Source organism: Streptomyces sp. NPDC049577, from assembly GCF_040675635.1.
Lineage (GTDB): Bacteria > Actinomycetota > Actinomycetes > Streptomycetales > Streptomycetaceae > Streptomyces.
In genome coordinates, this window is sequence record NZ_JBFAPH010000040.1 from 16,974 (window position 1) to 28,949 (window position 11,976).

13 protein-coding genes are annotated in these 11,976 nt (G+C 72.2%); 9 read left to right on the forward strand and 4 right to left on the reverse strand.

Annotation, left to right across the window (positions count from 1 at the left end; genetic code table 11):
- The first annotated feature begins 135 nt into the window (after positions 1-135).
- The gene (locus tag AB0K09_RS07830) at positions 136-1,074 is read left to right on the forward strand and encodes a beta-ketoacyl-ACP synthase III (protein ID WP_366064407.1); all 939 of its coding nucleotides are present in this window, start codon (positions 136-138) and stop codon (positions 1,072-1,074) included.
- 18 nt (positions 1,075-1,092) lie between these two features.
- On the opposite strand, the gene AB0K09_RS07835 is transcribed toward AB0K09_RS07830, so the two are convergent.
- Positions 1,093-2,004: a glutaminase gene (locus AB0K09_RS07835; protein WP_366064408.1), complete on the reverse strand. Its 912-nt coding sequence runs from the start codon at positions 2,002-2,004 to the stop codon at positions 1,093-1,095.
- Positions 2,005-2,053: 49 nt separating this feature from the next.
- Between AB0K09_RS07835 and AB0K09_RS07840 the strand changes: the two genes are divergently transcribed.
- Positions 2,054-3,028: a pyridoxal-phosphate dependent enzyme gene (locus AB0K09_RS07840; RefSeq protein ID WP_366064409.1), complete on the forward strand. Its 975-nt coding sequence runs from the start codon at positions 2,054-2,056 to the stop codon at positions 3,026-3,028.
- Here AB0K09_RS07840 and AB0K09_RS07845 read toward each other — a convergent pair.
- Positions 3,004-4,605, reverse strand: a complete 1,602-nt coding sequence (locus AB0K09_RS07845) for a Na+/H+ antiporter (RefSeq protein ID WP_366064410.1) — start codon at positions 4,603-4,605, stop codon at positions 3,004-3,006. The two genes, AB0K09_RS07840 and AB0K09_RS07845, sit on opposite strands and share 25 nt — an antisense overlap.
- Before the next feature lie 83 nt (positions 4,606-4,688).
- Here AB0K09_RS07845 and AB0K09_RS07850 point away from each other — a divergent pair, with 83 nt between their 5' ends.
- The 4 genes from AB0K09_RS07850 to AB0K09_RS07865 all read left to right on the forward strand — a co-directional run bounded on the left by AB0K09_RS07850 (position 4,689) and on the right by AB0K09_RS07865 (position 7,163).
- Positions 4,689-4,949 (forward strand): UBP-type zinc finger domain-containing protein, encoded by a 261-nt coding sequence (locus AB0K09_RS07850; RefSeq protein ID WP_366064411.1) that lies wholly within the window; start codon positions 4,689-4,691, stop codon positions 4,947-4,949.
- 49 nt (positions 4,950-4,998) lie between these two features.
- Complete coding sequence (locus tag AB0K09_RS07855) at positions 4,999-5,544, forward strand: GNAT family N-acetyltransferase (RefSeq protein ID WP_366064412.1); 546 nt, start codon at positions 4,999-5,001, stop codon at positions 5,542-5,544.
- Positions 5,545-5,794: 250 nt separating this feature from the next.
- Positions 5,795-6,211 (forward strand): anti-sigma regulatory factor, encoded by a 417-nt coding sequence (locus tag AB0K09_RS07860; RefSeq protein ID WP_071962378.1) that lies wholly within the window; start codon positions 5,795-5,797, stop codon positions 6,209-6,211.
- 40 nt (positions 6,212-6,251) lie between these two features.
- Positions 6,252-7,163, forward strand: a complete 912-nt coding sequence (locus AB0K09_RS07865) for an RNA polymerase sigma factor SigF (protein ID WP_366064418.1) — start codon at positions 6,252-6,254, stop codon at positions 7,161-7,163.
- Between the two features lie 28 nt (positions 7,164-7,191).
- Here AB0K09_RS07865 and AB0K09_RS07870 read toward each other — a convergent pair whose 3' ends face one another.
- Complete coding sequence (locus tag AB0K09_RS07870; RefSeq protein ID WP_366064419.1) at positions 7,192-7,566, reverse strand: hypothetical protein; 375 nt, start codon at positions 7,564-7,566, stop codon at positions 7,192-7,194.
- Between the two features lie 258 nt (positions 7,567-7,824).
- On the opposite strand from AB0K09_RS07870, the gene AB0K09_RS07875 reads away from it, so the two are divergent.
- Together AB0K09_RS07875 and AB0K09_RS07880 are read left to right on the forward strand one after the other, a co-directional pair.
- Positions 7,825-8,793, forward strand: a complete 969-nt coding sequence (locus AB0K09_RS07875) for a diacylglycerol kinase family protein (protein WP_366064413.1) — start codon at positions 7,825-7,827, stop codon at positions 8,791-8,793.
- 329 nt (positions 8,794-9,122) lie between these two features.
- Positions 9,123-9,380 carry a WhiB family transcriptional regulator gene (locus AB0K09_RS07880; protein ID WP_004937597.1) on the forward strand — a complete coding sequence of 86 codons (258 nt, stop codon included), beginning with the start codon at positions 9,123-9,125 and terminating at the stop codon, positions 9,378-9,380.
- Positions 9,381-9,525: 145 nt separating this feature from the next.
- Here AB0K09_RS07880 and AB0K09_RS07885 read toward each other — a convergent pair whose 3' ends face one another.
- Complete coding sequence (locus AB0K09_RS07885; protein ID WP_366064414.1) at positions 9,526-10,995, reverse strand: PAS domain-containing sensor histidine kinase; 1,470 nt, start codon at positions 10,993-10,995, stop codon at positions 9,526-9,528.
- 331 nt (positions 10,996-11,326) lie between these two features.
- On the opposite strand from AB0K09_RS07885, the gene AB0K09_RS07890 reads away from it, so the two are divergent.
- Positions 11,327-11,976 (forward strand): glucosamine-6-phosphate deaminase (locus AB0K09_RS07890; RefSeq protein WP_366064415.1); only part of this gene is annotated, 650 nt, incomplete at its 3' end.

The following is an 11,976-nucleotide window of genomic DNA, read 5'->3' on the forward strand; positions in this document are numbered from 1 at the left end:
CGAGCGGTACCTGACGGAAGGTGCCAGTGTTCCGCCCGGAACATTGGGCGGATCACACACCCGGTTCCTTCTGCGCGGCGACGAGACTGAAACTTCCGTCTCACCCACCCATCGCCCGCGCAGGAGGAACCCTCGATGTCAGGGTCTCGCGTACTGGCCCTCGGCCACTACCAGCCCACCAGGGTCCTGACCAACGACGAGCTGGCGGCCATGGTGGACACCAGCGACGAGTGGATCCGCACGCGCGTCGGCATCCGCACCCGGCGGATCGCCGCGCCGGACGAGACCGTCGACGCGATGGCCGCCCGCGCGGCCGGCAAGGCCCTCGCGGGCAGCGGCCTGGCCCCCGAGGACATCGACCTGGTCCTCGTCGCCACCTGCACCGCCGTCGACCGCAGTCCGAACACGGCCGCCCGCGTGGCCGCCGCCCTCGGCCTGCCCTCGCCGGCCGTCATGGACGTCAACGTCGTCTGCGCGGGCTTCACCCACGCCCTGGCCAGCGCCGACCACGCGATCCGCGCCGGCGCGGCCCGGAACGCGCTGGTCGTCGGCGTCGAGAAGTTCTCCGCCGTCACGGACTGGACCGACCGCACGACCTGCGTCCTGGTCGGCGACGGCGCGGGCGCCGCGGTCGTCACGGCCTCGCCCGAGCCCGGGATCGGGCCGGTCGTCTGGGGCTCGGTCCCCGAGATGGGCCACGCGGTGCGCATCGAGGGCACCCCCTCCCGCTTCGCCCAGGAGGGCCAGTCCGTCTACCGCTGGGCCACCACGCAGCTGCCGCCGATCGCCCGGCGGGTGTGCGAGCGGGCGGGCGTCACGCCCGAGGAACTGGCCGCGGTCGTCCTCCACCAGGCCAATCTGCGCATCATCGAGCCGGTGGCGCGGCGGCTCGGGGCGGTCAACGCGATCGTCGCGACCGATGTGACGGAGTCGGGCAACACGTCGGCGGCGAGCATTCCGCTGGCGCTCTCGAAACTGGTCGCCTCCGGCACGGTGGAACCGGGGGCGCCGATCCTGCTGTTCGGGTTCGGGGGCAACCTGTCCTACGCGGGACAGGTCATCCGCTGCCCGTAGCCGGGGGCTGGCCCACGGTCAGAACACCGACCAGCCCGTCAGGGTCGTGAAGTGGTCCAGGGCCGCCACGCCCGCGACGGAGTTGCCCCGGGCGTCCAGGCCCGGGCTCCAGACGCACAGCGTGCAGCGGCCCGGGATGACGGCGACGATGCCGCCGCCCACACCCGACTTCCCCGGCAGGCCCACCCGGTAGGCGAAGTCGCCCGCCGCGTCGTACGTCCCGCACGTCAGCATGACGGCGTTGATCTGCTTCGCCTCGCGGCGCGGCAGCAGCCGCGTGCCGTCGGAGCGCAGTCCGTGGCGGGCCAGGAAGCCCGCCGACAGCGCCAGGTCGCGGCAGCTCATCTCGATCGAGCACTGCCAGAAGTAGTGCTCCAGGACCGTCGGCACCGGGTTGTCGAGGTTGCCGTAGCTGGCCATGAAGTGGGCGAGGGCCGCGTTGCGGTCGCCGTGCTCGGACTCGGACCGGGCGACGGTGGGGTCGAAGGCGACCCCCGGGTTGCCGCTCTCGGCGCGCAGGAACTCCAGCAGCGTCGTGCTGGCGTCGCCCGTCAGCGTCTGCAGCCGGTCCGTGACCACCAGCGCGCCCGCGTTGATGAACGGATTGCGCGGGATGCCGTTCTCGTACTCCAGCTGCACCAGGGAGTTGAAGGGATTGCCGGAGGGCTCGGTGCCCACCCGTTCCCAGATCTTCTCGCCGCCCTCGGCCAGCACCAGGGCCAGGCTGAACGCCTTGGAGATGGACTGCACCGAGAAGGGCCGCTCCCAGTCGCCCACGCCGTACACCCCGCCGTCGACGTCGGCGACGGCCATGCCGAAGTGCCCGGTGTCGACCTCGGCGAGGGCCGGGATGTACTGGGCCACCTGGCCCCGGCCGACCAGCGGGCGCGCGAACGCGGCGACCTCTTCGAGTACGGCCTGGTAGTCCACTGCTGTGCGCTTTCTGCTCTCCGTGCTGCTGGCCGGGCAAGAGTACAAAATGGACCGTGTGACCAGCGACAATCCCTCCGGCATCCGGCCCTGCCCGGCCCCCGTGGCCGGCTTGCGGCCGGCGCTGCCCTCCCCGCTCGTCGAGCTCGCGGACGAGCGGTTCGCCGCGCGGGGCGTACGGCTGCTGCTCAAGCGGGACGATCTGATACATCCCGACCTGCCGGGCAACAAGTGGCGCAAGCTGGAGCCGAACCTGGCCGCCGCCGCGGCGGCGGGCCGGGGCACGCTGCTCACCTTCGGGGGCGCCTACTCCAACCATCTGCGGGCAACCGCGGCCGCGGGCCGGCTGCTGGGGTTCGGCACGATCGGCGTGGTGCGCGGCGACGAGCTGGCGGACCGGCCGCTGAACTGGTCGCTGGCCCGCTGCGCGGCCGACGGCATGGTCCTGCGCTTCGTCGACCGCGCGACGTACCGCCGCAAGACGGAACCGGACGTCCTCGCCGGCCTGGGCGTGCCCGGCGACGCCCTGGTCGTCCCCGAGGGCGGCAGCAACGCGGCGGCCGCGCGCGGCTGTGCACAGCTCGGCCGGGAGCTGCGCGGCGTGGCGGCGCCCGGCACGCTGGTCGCCGGCGTGGCGTGCGGCACGGGCGGTACGCTCGCGGGCCTGGCGGCGGGCCTCGGCGACGGCGGCCGGGTGATCGGCTTCCCGGTCCTCAGGGGCGGCTTCCTCGGCGCGGAGATACGCCGCCTCCAGCAGGAGGCGTTCGGCGGGCCGCGCGGCGACTGGACCCTGGACGAGCGCTTCCACTGCGGCGGCTACGCGAAGTCGTCGCCCGCCCTGGCGGCCTTCGCCGAGGACTTCGGGGCCCGGCACGGCATCGTGCCGGAGCGCGTGTACGTGGCGAAGGCGCTGTACGGGCTGACGACGCTGGCCGAGGAGGGCGTCTTCGCGCCGGGCACGACGGTCGTCGCCGTCGTGACGGGGGCGGAGGACGGGCCTCAGCCGGCCGCCTCCTCGCGGTAGGCCGCCGCCTCCTCCAGGTCGAGGCGGCGCAGCAGGGTCCGCAGCATCTCGTCGTCGATGTGCCGGGCGTCGCGCAGGGCGACGAAGACCTCGCGCTCGGCGCCGATCACCTCCCGGGTCAGCCGCCGGTAGGTGTCGTCGGCCGACTCGCCGGTGGTCTCGTCGACCGCGCCGAGCCGCTCCCACACGGCGTTGCGGCGTCGTTCCATGACGGCGCGCAGCCGGTCCTCCAGCGGGGAGGGGAGCCGGTTGTGCTCGTCGGCGAGGAGTTCGGTGAGGCGGTCCTCGGCGGCGCGGGACGCCTCGTTCTGGGCCTGGGCCTCGGCGAGGGTCTCGGTGGAGGGGTCGCGGCGGGGCAGCCGCAGCAGCCGGATCACCGGCGGCAGGGTCAGGCCCTGGAGCACGAGGGTGCCGATGACGGTCGTGAAGGTGAGGAAGAGGATCAGGTTGCGGGCCGGAAAGGGCGCACCGGTGTGCGTGACGGCGGGGATGGAGAAGGCGATCGCCAGGGAGACCACGCCCCGCATGCCGGCCCAGCCGACGACGAACACCACGCGCGGGGTCGTGTCGGGCTCGCGCTCGCGGATGCGCGCGGAGAACAGGCGGGGCAGGAAGGCCGAGGGATACACCCAGACGAAGCGCGTGATCACGACCACGAGGAAGAGCGCGACGGCGTACCAGGCCGCGCTGCCCGCCCCGTACGCGCCGAGGCCGCGCAGGACGACGGGCAGCTGGAGGCCGATGAGGGCGAAGACGGCGGACTCCAGGATGAAGGAGACCATCTTCCACACGGCCGCCTCCTGCAACCGGGTGGCGAAGTCGACCTGCCAGGAGCGGTGCCCCAGGTAGAGGGCGACGACCACGACGGCGAGCACGCCGGAGGCGTGGACCTGCTCGGCCGCCGCGTAGGCGGCGAAGGGGATGAGCAGGGAGAGGGTGTTCTGCAGCAGCGGTTCGCGCAGGTGCTTGCGCAGCCAGTGCAGGGGGACCATGAGGACGAGGCCGACGCCGATGCCGCCCAGGGCGGCGACGGCGAACTCCCGCACGCCGGTCACCCATCCCGCGCCCTCCCCCACGGCCGCGGCGAGGGCCACGCGGTAGGCGGTGATGGCGGTGGCGTCGTTGAGCAGGGATTCGCCCTGGAGGATGGTGGTGACCCGGTTGGGCAGCCCGAGCCGGCGGGCGATGGCCGTGGCGGCCACCGCGTCCGGCGGGGCGACGACCGCGCCGAGCACCAGGGCCGCGCCCGCCGAGATGCCGGGCACGAGATGGAAGGCCACGTAGCCGACGACCAGGGTGGCGAACAGGACGTAGCCGACCGACAGCAGCGCCACCGGCCGCAGGTTGGCCCGCAGGTCGAGGTACGAGCTGTCGAGCGCGGCGGTGTGCAGCAGCGGCGGCAGCAGCAGGGGCAGCACGACGTGCGGATCGAGCGTGTAGTCGGGCACACCCGGCACGTACGAGGCGGCGAGCCCGGCGGCGACCAGGAGCAGGGGCGCCGGCACGGGTGTGCGGCGGGCGGCACCGGCGACGGCGGCGCTGACCGCCACCAGTGTCAGCAGTGGCATCACGTCCATCGGCATCTGCCCCTCTCCGGCGGCCGCTTCCGCACCGGGCGGCCGCTCGCACTCCCCCGGTCATCCGCTCTAACCTGGCAATCATGATCGAGTGTCCGCATCTTCCCGTGCCGCCGCGCCCGGAACCGGATCCGCTGACCGCGACCTGCCCGGAGTGCGAGGCGGCGGGCAGTCACCCGGTGCAGCTGCGCCTGTGCCTGGAGTGCGGGCACGTCGGGTGCTGCGACTCCTCGCCCTACCGGCACGCCACGGCCCACTTCCACGCGACGGGCCACGCGGTGATGCGCAGCTTCGAGCCGGGCCAGAGCTGGCGCTGGTGCTACGTCGAACAGCGCCTGGTCTGACGGCGTCCGGTCCGGCTGTTCCCGCGGTGCCGGCCGCTACCATGCACCCATGATCCGAGCCGCCACGCCCGCCGACGTGCCCGCCGTTCTCGCGATGATCCGCGAACTGGCCGAGTACGAAAGGGCGCTGGACGAAGTCCGCGCCACCCCCGGACAACTGCACGAGGCACTGTTCGGGGAGGGCGCGACGGTCCACGCGCTGATAGCCGAGAGTGACGAAAACGCGGGCGAGGAGGAGTCCGGCGGCGGCGAAGTCGTCGGCTTCGCGCTGTGGTTCCGCAACTTCTCGACGTGGACGGGCACGCACGGTGTCTACCTGGAGGATCTCTACGTCCGGCCGCACGCGCGCGGCGGCGGCCACGGCAGGGCGTTGCTGGCCGAGCTCGCGCGGATCTGCGTCGAGCGCGGCTACCGGCGTTTCGAATGGTCAGTGCTGGACTGGAACGCGCCGTCGATAGCGTTCTACCGCTCGCTGGGCGCGGAGCCGATGGACGAATGGACGGTGCAGCGGATGTCGGGAGAAGCACTCCAAAGGCTTGCGGCGCTCGCGCAGAGTGACGAAAATCCCAACAAGGCGATTTCGCTTTCGATTTGAGACCGCACAGCCCTAGCCACTGTCCGTGCTCATGGGTTTACCATGAGTGACAGTCGCGGGGCTGCGGCGCGGCCCCGCAGATCGCGATAGCGTCTCAGCCGGACCATGTGCCGCGTCGTACCGTGTCACCACCGGCCGCAGGCGTCGTTTCCCGGGCGTTTTCCCGGGTCTTCCGGCGCTCTTCGGACGGGGGACGCGCGGGCCGGCGCTCCCGACAGCTCAAGAAGCTTGTGCCACCTTGGAGGTGAGGGTGTCCCCAATCGCAGGCGAGCCTGGGACGACCCAGGACTTCGTGGAAGTCCGGCTGCCCGCTGCCGGTGCCTATCTGTCGGTGCTGCGGACGGCGACAGCCGGGCTCGCGGCCCGCTTGGACTTCACCCTCGACGAGATCGAGGACCTGCGCATCGCCGTGGACGAGGCGTGCGCGATCCTGCTGCAACAGGCCGTGCCCGGCTCCGTGCTCTCGTGCGTCTTCCGCCTGGTGGGCGACGCGCTGCGGGTGACGGTCTCGGCGCCCACCACGGACGGCCGCGCGCCCGAGCGCGACACCTTCGCCTGGACGGTGCTCTCCGCGCTGGCGGGCGAGGTGGACTCCACCGTGGCGGACGACCGTACGGTCAGCATCAGCCTGCACAAGAAGCGCGGCGCCGGCCCCGGACAGCCGTGACGGAAGAGGGGGCTCCGTGAGTACTGCGTCATCGCGTGGAGTGCGCACCCCGGCCATCCCGCAGCAGTCCGCCCAGCCGGGGCCGGAGGATGCGGCACGGCCCGCCGATCCGGCGCCGGCCCCGGCGGGCGACCCGGCAGAGCGGACGGACCACGTGGACGCCGGCCGGCGCCGGCAGTGGCAGCGGCACGCCGATCCACAGGACCGCAGCGGTGCCCGGGCCCTGTTCGTCGAGCTGCGCGGGCTGCCGGAGGGTTCGCCGGCCCGGGCGGAGCTGCGCAACCATCTCGTGCGGATGCACCTGCCGCTGGTGGAGCATCTGGCGCGGCGGTTCCGCAACCGCGGCGAGCCGCTGGACGATCTGACCCAGGTGGCGACGATCGGCCTGATCAAGTCGGTGGACCGGTTCGACCCGGAGCGCGGGGTGGAGTTCTCCACGTACGCGACGCCCACGGTGGTCGGTGAGATCAAGCGGCATTTCCGGGACAAGGGCTGGGCGGTGCGGGTGCCGCGCCGGCTCCAGGAGCTGCGGCTGGCGCTGACCACGGCCACCGCCGAGCTCTCCCAGCGGCACGGCCGCGCGCCCACCGTCCACGAGCTGGCCGAGCACCTGGCGATCTCGGAGGAGGAGGTGCTGGAGGGCCTGGAGTCCGCCAACGCCTACAGCACGCTCTCCCTGGACGTACCGGACACGGACGACGAGTCGCCGGCCGTCGCGGACACCCTCGGCGCGGAGGACGAGGCGCTGGAGGGCGTCGAGTACCGCGAGTCCCTCAAGCCGCTGCTGGAGGACCTGCCCCCGCGCGAGAAGAAGATCCTGCTGCTGCGTTTCTTCGGGAACATGACCCAGTCGCAGATCGCCCAGGAGGTCGGCATCTCGCAGATGCACGTCTCGCGACTGCTCGCCCGCACTCTCGCCCAGCTCCGGGACCGGCTGCTGATCGAGGAGTGAGGCGTCGGGCGACCGGGCCCGCGCGGGATCAGCTCTCGCGCGGCCCGATGCCGAGCGCCTCGGTGGCGGTCGGGTTCACCACGAGCGCCAGCGCGGCCACGGCCGCCACGGCGAGCACCACACCGGCGGCGATCAGCGCGCCGCCGCCGTTGAACAGCGTCCACGCGACGGGCAGCGCCATCAGCTGCGTGATCATCGCGGGGCCGCGGCTCCAGCGGCGCAGCTGCCACAGCCCGCGCGCCGCGATCAGCGGCAGCACGGCCAGGGCGAGGACCGTGATCCCGCCCGTCTCCGCCTGCCGCGGGCTGTCCGGCGTACCCGCCAGACCCATGACCAGCAGGTAGATCCCGCAGGCGAGCATCGCGAGCCCCTCCAGCCCGGTCAGCACGGCGGCGGCGGTCAGCCGGGCCGGCCGGGGCCCGGCGGCGGCCCGCTGCTCCTGCTGGGTGCTCTTGGGGGCGCTTTTCGGCGCGGACTGCTTGCTGCTCACCCCTGAAGGGTAGCCGGAGGGTCGCCCGGTCCCCCGGAGGACCGCCAGGGCGGCGGGCGCCGGGGGAACAGCCGGGGGAACACCGGAATCCGGCCGGAAGCCGGTCGGAAGCCGCCGGAAGGGACGGGGCTGGAAGGGTTCGTGTACCGACAGGTAGGTAGGCTGGCGCGCATGCGTGCGCTTCTCGTGGTCAACACTTCGGCCACCACCACCAGTGCCCGTACCCGCGACGTCCTGGTGCACGCGCTCGCCAGCGACCTCAAGCTGGAGGTCGCCACCACCGAGTACCGGGGCCACGCCCGCGACCTGGCCCGGACCGCCGTGGAGAACGGCAACACGGACCTGGTCGTCGCCCTCGGCGGGGACGGCACGGTCAACGAGGTGGTCAACGGACTCCTGCACCACGGCCCCGATCCGGAGCGGCTGCCGCGCCTGGCCGTGGTGCCCGGCGGGTCCACCAACGTCTTCGCCCGGGCCCTGGGCCTGCCCAACGACATGGTCGAGGCGACCGGCGCGCTGCTCGACGCCCTGCGCGACGGCAACGAGCGCACCGTCGGCCTGGGCCTGGCCTCCGGCACGCCGGGCACGGCGGACGAGGGGGCGCCCGGCCGCTGGTTCACCTTCTGCGCGGGCCTCGGCTTCGACGCCGGCGTCGTGGGCCGGGTGGAGCAGCAGCGCGAGCGCGGCAAGCGTTCGACACACTCCCTGTACGTGCGACAGATGATGCGCCAGTTCCTCGGTGAGCCGAACCGCCGGCGCGGCACGATCACGCTCGAACGGCCGGGCGAGAAGCCACTCGAGAATCTCGTCATGTCGATAATCTGCAACACCGCGCCGTGGAGCTATCTGGGCAACCGCCCCCTCTACGCCGCCCCCCGGGCGTCCTTCGACACCGCCCTCGACGTGCTGGGATTCACCAAGCTGACCACCACGAGCGTCAGCCGTTACGCCACCCAGCTGCTCACCTCGACGCCCGAGCACGGCCCCCGGGGCAAACACGCTGTGTCACTGCATGACCAGGACTCGTTCACCTTGCATTCGCAGGTTCCTCTCCCCTTCCAGATGGACGGCGACCACCTCGGAGTGCGTACCAGCGTGACGTTCACAGGCGTTCGCCGAGCACTGCGTGTGATTGTGTGAGTGCGAGGGCCGAAAGTCCTTCCACTCGAACGTTTAGACTGGGTTCCACCCCCTGGAATGACGGCTGTGACCTAGCCGACACCGAGGAATCAAAAAAAACTTTCCGGAAGGGGTTGTATCCGTCGCCGAGGTTTGCGAGTCTCTTCATGGCGATCGGGACGGCCCGGCATCAAGGCTTCCCCGGAGAGCCCGAACCCCCTCACTTCCTTATCAGGACCGCACCGGTTTCGACCGGGCGTCGGCCCTTCCCGTGCGGGGGGATTCGTGAAAGCGTTCACATTCACAAGCACGTACCACACGTAGCCGCATTACGAGGAGATGGAGCAGCCATGGACTGGCGTCACAACGCCGTTTGCCGCGAGGAAGACCCGGAGCTGTTCTTCCCCATCGGCAACACCGGTCCTGCGCTGCTGCAGATCGAGGAAGCCAAGGCCGTCTGCCGCCGCTGCCCCGTGATGGAGCAGTGCCTGCAGTGGGCGCTCGAGTCCGGCCAGGACTCCGGCGTCTGGGGTGGCCTCAGCGAGGACGAGCGCCGCGCCATGAAGCGCCGCGCCGCCCGCAACCGGGCGCGCAACGCGACCGCCTGACGACGCCCCTCGGCCCCCGAGCCGCAGCGCGCAGTACCCCGCCGTGCACAGTGCACGCACACAAGCTGTGAGCCCCGGACCTGAATTTCAGGTCCGGGGCTCAGTGCTGTGTACACGGAACAATTCACGGGGACCTTGTGGATTCCTACGGCTTCTCCGCGCGCACGGGAATGTCGAGAACGACACGTGTTCCGCGCTCGGCGCCCGGCAGCATGTCGAAGCTTCCGCCCAACTCGCCCTCCACCAGGGTCCGGACGATCTGCAGTCCGAGATTTCCGGCGCGCTGGGGGTCGAATCCGGCGGGCAGTCCGCGCCCGTCGTCCTGCACCGAGATCAGGAGCCGTGCGTCGGCCCGGCTGCCGCCGCGCACGGTGGTGACCTCGACCGTGCCCTGCTCCCCCGGTCCGAAGCCGTGTTCCAGGGCGTTCTGCAGCAGTTCCGTCAGCACCATCGACAGCGGGGTGGCGACCTCGGCGTCGAGTATGCCGAAGCGGCCGGTGCGGCGGGTCGTGACGCGGCCCGGCGAGATCTCGGCGACCATGGCCAGCACCCGGTCGGCGATCTCGTCGAACTCCACCCGCTCGTCGAGGTTCTGCGACAGCGTCTCGTGGACGATCGCGATCGACCCGACACGGCGCACGGCCTCCTCCAGCGCCTCGCGGCCCTCGGGCGAGGAGATCCGCCGGGCCTGGAGCCGCAGCAGCGCGGCGACCGTCTGGAGGTTGTTCTTCACCCGGTGGTGGATCTCCCGGATGGTCGCGTCCTTGGTGATCAACTCGCGCTCGCGGCGGCGCAGTTCGGTGACGTCGCGCAGCAGGACGAGCGAACCGATGTGGCCGCCCTTGGGCTTGAGCGGGATGGCGCGCAGCTGGATGACCCCGCCGTTGGCCTCGACCTCGAACTCGCGGGGCGCCCGCCCGCTGGCGAGCCGGGCCAGGCTCTCGTCGACCGGGCCGTGCGGCGGTGCCAGTTCGGCGGTGGTCCGCCCCAGGTGGTGGCCCACGAGGTCGGCGGCCAGGCCGAGCCGGTGGTAGGCGGACAGGGCGTTGGGGCTGGCGTACTGGACGACGCCCTCGGCGTCCAGCCGGATCAGTCCGTCGCCGGCGCGCGGTGAGGCGTCCATGTCGACCTGCTGCCCCGGGAAGGGGAAGGTGCCGGCGGCGATCATCTGGGCCAGGTCGGAGGCGCTCTGCAGATAGGTGAGCTCCAGCCGGCTGGGCGTGCGGACCGTCAGCAGGTTCGTGTTGCGGGCGATGACGCCCAGCACGCGCCCTTCCCGGCGGACCGGGATGGACTCCACGCGCACCGGGACCTCCTCGCGCCACTCCGGGTCGCCCTCGCGGACGATCCGCCCCTCGTCGAGGGCGGCGTCCAGCATGGGCCGGCGGCCGCGCGGCACCATGTGGCCGACCATGTCGTTCTGGTACGAGGTCGGCCCGGTGTTGGGGCGCATCTGGGCGACGGAGACGTAGCGCGTCCCGTCCAGCGTGGGCACCCACAGGACCAGGTCGGCGAAGGACAGGTCGGAGAGCAGCTGCCACTCCGAGACCAGCAGATGGAGCCACTCGAGGTCCGAGTCGTCCAGGTCGGTGTGCTGACGTACGAGGTCGTTCATGGAGGGCACGCTCGTGAGCCTACCCGCGCCCGGGACGGGCCGTCCGTGCGCGGCCGTGGACAGCGGCGAATGGTCTAGTCCACAATGAACGAGCGGCGCTTCCGCCTTCTCCGCACGGGAGGCGGAGCCGGGCCGGGCGCGCTTTTCCCTGACCACTGCGTCCGGCCGCGGGCCGCGGTGCCGGCCGGGCTGAGGGTCCCGGTGCCGGGCGCCGCGGCCCGGGGTCGCCCCTGTGCTGATGTCCCTCCGCGTACGCCGCCCTTTTGAGGACCGGGCCCCGGGGCGGTAAATTGGTCTATACCACCACCCTCTCCAGATCGGCAGGCCCAGCGTGGAAGTTGTCATCGTCCCGGACGCCAAGGCAGGCGGCGAGCTCATCGCGGAGGCCATGGCGGCCCTGCTGCGCCGTAAGCCCGACGCGCTGCTCGGGGTGGCCACGGGCTCGACACCGCTGCCCGTCTACGAGGCCCTGTCCGCTAAGGTCCGCTCGGGCGCCGTGAACGCCTCGCGCGCCCGCGTCTGCCAGCTCGACGAGTACGTCGGCCTGCCGGCCGACCACCCCGAGTCCTACCGCTCGGTGGTCCTGCGCCAGGTCGTCCGGCCCCTCGGCCTGACCGAGGAGTCCTTCATGGGCCCCGACGGCACCGCCGGGGACCTCCAGGCGGCCTGCGAGGCGTACGACCGCGCGCTCGCCCGGGCGGGCGGCGTGGACCTCCAGCTGCTCGGCATCGGCACCGACGGGCACATCGGCTTCAACGAGCCGTGCTCCTCGCTGGCCTCCCGCACCCGCATCAAGACGCTCACCGAGCAGACCCGCGTCGACAACGCGCGCTTCTTCGAGGGCGACATCGACCAGGTGCCGCACCACGTGATCACCCAGGGCATCGGTGCTGAACTCCGTCTTCCTCGACGAGTGCGTCAAGGCCGGCCTGGACTCGGCCATCGTGCACGCCAGCAAGATCCTGCCCATCGCCCGTCTCG

Bases quoted from the DNA above. Each gene is read 5' to 3' on its own strand.
- AB0K09_RS07830 (WP_366064407.1), top strand. From the start codon at position 136: ATGTCAGGGTCTCGCGTACTGGCCCTCGGCCACTACCAGCCCACCAGG.
- AB0K09_RS07840 (WP_366064409.1), top strand. From the start codon at position 2,054: ATGGACCGTGTGACCAGCGACAATCCCTCCGGCATCCGGCCCTGCCCG.
- AB0K09_RS07845 (WP_366064410.1), bottom strand. From the start codon at position 4,605: ATGGACGTGATGCCACTGCTGACACTGGTGGCGGTCAGCGCCGCCGTC.
- AB0K09_RS07850 (WP_366064411.1), top strand. From the start codon at position 4,689: ATGATCGAGTGTCCGCATCTTCCCGTGCCGCCGCGCCCGGAACCGGAT.
- AB0K09_RS07855 (WP_366064412.1), top strand. From the start codon at position 4,999: ATGATCCGAGCCGCCACGCCCGCCGACGTGCCCGCCGTTCTCGCGATG.
- AB0K09_RS07875 (WP_366064413.1), top strand. From the start codon at position 7,825: ATGCGTGCGCTTCTCGTGGTCAACACTTCGGCCACCACCACCAGTGCC.
- AB0K09_RS07880 (WP_004937597.1), top strand. From the start codon at position 9,123: ATGGACTGGCGTCACAACGCCGTTTGCCGCGAGGAAGACCCGGAGCTG.
- AB0K09_RS07885 (WP_366064414.1), bottom strand. From the start codon at position 10,995: ATGAACGACCTCGTACGTCAGCACACCGACCTGGACGACTCGGACCTC.